The organism is Paraburkholderia phenoliruptrix, assembly GCF_902859825.1.
Taxonomy (GTDB): Bacteria; Pseudomonadota; Gammaproteobacteria; order Burkholderiales; family Burkholderiaceae; genus Paraburkholderia; species Paraburkholderia phenoliruptrix.
In genome coordinates this window covers 1-4,720 of the sequence record NZ_CADIKB010000086.1, presented here as the reverse complement: position 1 = coordinate 4,720, position 4,720 = coordinate 1, and the positions used below count along the sequence as shown (strand labels likewise).

Sequence of the window (4,720 nt, the reverse complement as noted above, 5' to 3'; positions counted from 1 at the left end):
GGTTCTCCTTGGTTCCCTGTTCGGGAGGTTGGTCCTGGAAACCCGATTCTCTCGGATTCCACTGGCGAACCGCCGCCTTCAACCTTCAACTACGCCTGGGACATTGCCCGACGTTGCCCAGTTTCACTGGTGCTACGTCCGTGGCCCAACTGGCCGCTCCGGCAATCCAGGCGTACATCAACAGCATCTATGCCGGACAACCGATTAATCAACTGGAGATGAATGCAGTTTTCCAAAACGCGGTTGCCTCGGTAATTGATGCTCCCAACATCACCACACTGACGTACGTGGTGACGATCAATGGTGTTGCTGCGAGTCCGACAGCCGGTACGAGTGTGATCCCAAGTGATCCTGAATCATATTTCGAGTGCTCCGATACGGGCGTCACAGTGGTTCAAGGCTAAAGTATGCAAATCGAATCATTATCGACATTGCCGCTTCAGCAAACCATACCGAGTTACCTGTTTTCTCAATACTCAGATGATGAAAATCTGCAGGCCTTTGTAGCGGCATACAACTCAATCACACAGGGCTACGTCGACTGGTTCAACAACACACCTTTAGGTCTCTATACATCACCAAGCATCACGGGCCCTCTTCTTGACTGGATAGGCCAGGGTGTATACGGCATCTCAAGGCCAGTACTCGCAACCCAGACGTCCTCTACTCGAGCGGGCTACAACGAATTTCCCTACAACGTACCGCCGTACAACTATCTTAGTTTTTCGTCGTCCGGAACAGCTCAGCTCGCCTCGGATGACATTTACAAACGAGCGCTAACATGGAACCTGTATAGAGGTGACGGTCAGCAGTTCACGATGGGATGGTTGAAGAACCGGGTCAGTCGATTTCTGAATGGCGCCAACGGCGCCGACTATCCGGTTCTGAACAACCCGCCTTCCATCACGGTATCGGGTAACACTTTTACCATATCGGTATTTGGAGATGTACCGGGGATCGCTCTTCAGGAGCTGATGAATGCACGAATACTGGCGTTTCCCTTCCAGTACAACGTCGCCTTCACATCGGTAAGTTTCCTGAACTTGGGCGGAGTTCTATGGATGACATCCACCCTCAACTATCCGACAAGCCCGGTCGGATTGCCCGCAGGGAGCATCTGGTATGACGGCGGCGTAGTGGCGGTCGTGCCGGGCGGTTCCGGATCCGGCTCTCCAGTCTATTTTGGAGCAATCACTGCTCCTGCTTTATTGGCTCTCGGTGGCGGCGGCCTTCCGACCTCCAATCCTCACAACACGAACCAGCTCTGGAATAACGGCGGCGTGATTTCTATATCGGCGTGAGCATGACTACATTCATTTTCGCCAACAACATCAATACGACACTGGCCGGAAACGTGTCAACTTCGGCAACAACGATCACGCTTTCTAGCTCAGCAAACCTGCCCTCCTCGATTCCATCGGGTTCCGCGCTGGTGATCACGCTGAATGATCGGGCCACGCGGCAGAACTATGAGGTGGTTTACGCCACTGCCATTACTGGCACCACCCTGACCGTTGTCCGCGCACAGGAAGGAACATCGGCATTGGCATGGCTGACCGGCGACTTCGTATTCGATGGGCCTACCGCAGGGCAGCAGGCATCCTTTGCCCAGACGGGCGGCAACAATACATGGACAGGAACGAACTCGTTTAACGGTGGGATATCGGTAACTGGAACTGCGGCAGTAACAGGTAACGTATCGGCAACCGCCGGTTTTTCGGTTCCGAACACTGTCCCCTATCAACTGACTTCGACAGCTGGGCCATTCTCTGCCCTCTATTGCAGTTCAGGCAATCAGGTTGTCGTCGGTGCTTCCACGCTACCACTGATACTCCTGGGATCGAGTGGCGGTAACGTTTTTGGTATCGGACAAACGCAGCAAACCGTAATCAGAAACTACAACACGAATTATCAAAACAACACCAACGCTCCGATTATGGTCTCGTGCGCCACCTCATCCACGGGGGCGGGATCTATGGGCATCTATGTCGGCGGAGTGGAGGTCTCGAATTCTACCGCCACCGGTTCAGGGGTGGCTTTGTGCGCATGGGCCATCGTTCCGCCGGGCGTGACCTATCAATACGCCACGACAGGATCAGTTTCCGGAACAGCCACATTCACCGAGTGGCGATGATGTCAGGAACCAGCCTGCTAACCCTCTCCCCAATCTAATGCAAGCCGCCAAGAGCGGCTTTTTTATCGCCTGGATTCCATGAAGAAAGCTCTCCTGACGGTGCTTTTTGTGCCGGCGATGGCGCTCGCCCAAACGTATCCTTCGCCGACCTTTAGCAGCCTCACGCTCCAAAACCCATTGACCGTCAGCAACGGTGGAACGGGTTCGAGCACGTCGACCGGGTCGGGTTCTTTGGTGCTGTCGAATAGCCCAACGATGACCAATCCCACAATCACAGGGACATTGACCGCCACCGGCCTAGTGACGACTTCAAACTTGGCGGCGCAAGCCGCCAACACTGTTCTTGCGAACGTTACCGCTTCGTCGGCATCTCCTACCGCTATTGCGATGCCGAATTGCAGCACTTCAAGCGGCGCTCTAGGTTGGAATAGTGGGTCTGGCTTTGTCTGTAATACGAGCATCAATGCGGCGACTTTGGGGGGCGCTACATTTGCATCGCCTGGACCGATCGGATCGACAACGCCAAGCACCGGCAGCTTCACCTCAATTAACACGTCCGTTGGCGCGACGATTGGCAATGGCCTGACAGTAACGGCAGGCGGCGCTGCCATTACCGGTGGCATGAACCTGTCCGGGGGCGAAACGATCTCCTCTGGTGGTCTTAGTGTGACGGGTGCCGGCACATTCACCACGTCGTTGACCGCCCCGACTCTTCCTGTCGGAACGAACACCACCGGCGTGGCCACGGCTGCGTTCGTGGCCAATCGCGGGCCGTGCGCGAACATCATGGACTTCGGCGGAAACAACGCTGGAACCGCAAACAATGACACCGCATTCAGCAATGCGCTTGCCGCAGCATCGAATTCGACTGCATATCGATGCGTTTATTTCCCGCCGGGCCAATTCAACTTCGCAGCGCAGGCTGGCTACACATTCACTGCGGGATATCAAAGTGTCACGATCATGGGGGCGGGACAAGATGTCACCAATCTGAATTGGAGCGGTGGCGGCGGGATTGCATTTAACTTCTTTTCGGGGACCGACTCCGTACATTTATCGGATTTTACAGTTATGACTGGCTCCAATAACGTGGGGACGGGCATTGTCATAACGAACTCATTCTCTTCCACATCTAGCGCAGCCATGAGCACGCTGAAGAGAATCACAATCCGTGGGAACGATGGTTATTTCGCAACCCATTATTTCCAGTATGGTATCGATGTTATCGGGGTTTCGAGTATCAATTTTGATAGCATACAGGCTATCGGTCCAGGCACTCCATCCGGAACAGGCTTGATTATAACCACGGCCTCCTCGTCGATCATTCCGATTGTCTATAACATCAGTAATTCCAGCTTTAATAACTGGACGTATGGAATTCAATATGGAAACTACGTCCAGGGCGTCCAGATCAGCAATTGCAATTTCACTAACGACACAATCGGAATTTATGTTCCGCCCGGAGAGAGTGCGCTTGATCAACTGAGCATAGTGAACAGTCAGTTCAATGCGCTGGCGAACAATCCAAATATACTTATAAATTCTGCGATTGCCAACCTGGTCATCACGGGCAACGTTTTCCTGATCAACAATAATTCAAGTGGCCTAAATATCAAGGCAACGTCTACCACTTCGATTACGGGAAACACGTTTGAGCCAAATACCGGAAGCCCTTCCAACGTGTATGGGATCATCGTCAACGGATGGGTGATTGGCGGAACAATTATCACAGGAAACAACTTCTATAATCTTACGACGGGCATAGCGCTGCAATCTACTTCTAGTAACGTAAATGTACAGTCAAATGTCTACAATTCCTGCTCAACAAATACATCGAATGCCGGAACGGGGAACGTGATAGGCGGCGGTTCTCCTTAAGCAATAAGGCCCGGTTGGATTACATGCCTTCCGGGCTTTCAATCACCTAGCCACCACCATCTCAATGAATGGCGTGCTTTGTGCAAAACGAAGACCAAACCACCTGCGATTTATGAATTCATAGACATATATAGGAACCTTGGATTTTGCAAATACTCGGATACCCCATATTTCGCCAGGCCTGATCTCTATATTTGGGAAATCAAATCGAACCGGTTTCGTAAGGTCTAGCCTTTGAATGTCGATCGCTACCTGATCCTTCACATAGTTTTCTGGAGAAACCAGTTCAATTCCCACAAGGCCCTGTTTAATAAAATCGACTGCCAATGCGATGTTAATAGACATCAGTTTCCCGTGCGGCGGCGAAACTCGATACTCGCGAAATTGCATATCATGGAGTGAATCGCTCAGTTCGAGAGACGACCCTCGATGCCGCCATCCTTGCGCGTCGCTAAACGATTTCAACCTCGCAAACTGCGGGGATATCAGATTCCACAAATTACCTTTGGCCCTGAAATTTCGGTGTCGCCATGAATATCGATGGATGCGACGGAAATGGGCCAACTCGCATGCGTGGTCAAGCGCGGGCGCCAAGGATGGGCAATGTCCCACAGACAGTTGAAGGTTGGGACGGCGGGTGCGGCATAGATTATGCGACCTTGCGATCATGGTCAATGTTGGATTTCGAGGGCGAACGCTTCAGGGCGG

4 protein-coding genes and 1 pseudogene are annotated in these 4,720 nt (G+C 52.5%); 4 read left to right on the top strand and 1 reads right to left on the bottom strand.

Annotated features, from left to right (window positions below; all coding sequences use genetic code 11):
• From HV711_RS32810 to HV711_RS32795, 4 genes and pseudogenes are all read left to right on the top strand, one after another.
• Positions 1 to 404: pseudogene (locus HV711_RS32810) on the top strand (hypothetical protein); the annotation flags it as partial.
• Positions 405 to 407: 3 nt separating this feature from the next.
• Positions 408 to 1,301: a hypothetical protein gene (locus HV711_RS32805; RefSeq protein ID WP_082201444.1), complete on the top strand. Its 894-nt coding sequence runs from the start codon at positions 408 to 410 to the stop codon at positions 1,299 to 1,301.
• 2 nt (positions 1,302 to 1,303) lie between these two features.
• Entirely contained in the window at positions 1,304 to 2,134 is an 831-nt protein-coding gene (locus HV711_RS32800; protein ID WP_175145651.1) for a hypothetical protein, read from the top strand.
• A 78-nt stretch (positions 2,135 to 2,212) separates the two neighbouring features.
• Positions 2,213 to 4,012 (top strand): beta strand repeat-containing protein, encoded by a 1,800-nt coding sequence (locus HV711_RS32795; protein WP_175145649.1) that lies wholly within the window; start codon positions 2,213 to 2,215, stop codon positions 4,010 to 4,012.
• 42 nt (positions 4,013 to 4,054) lie between these two features.
• Here the strand turns inward: HV711_RS32795 and HV711_RS32790 are convergent, their stop codons facing one another.
• Positions 4,055 to 4,357 (bottom strand): hypothetical protein, encoded by a 303-nt coding sequence (locus HV711_RS32790; RefSeq protein ID WP_035485843.1) that lies wholly within the window; start codon positions 4,355 to 4,357, stop codon positions 4,055 to 4,057.
• Positions 4,358 to 4,720 lie beyond the last annotated feature (363 nt).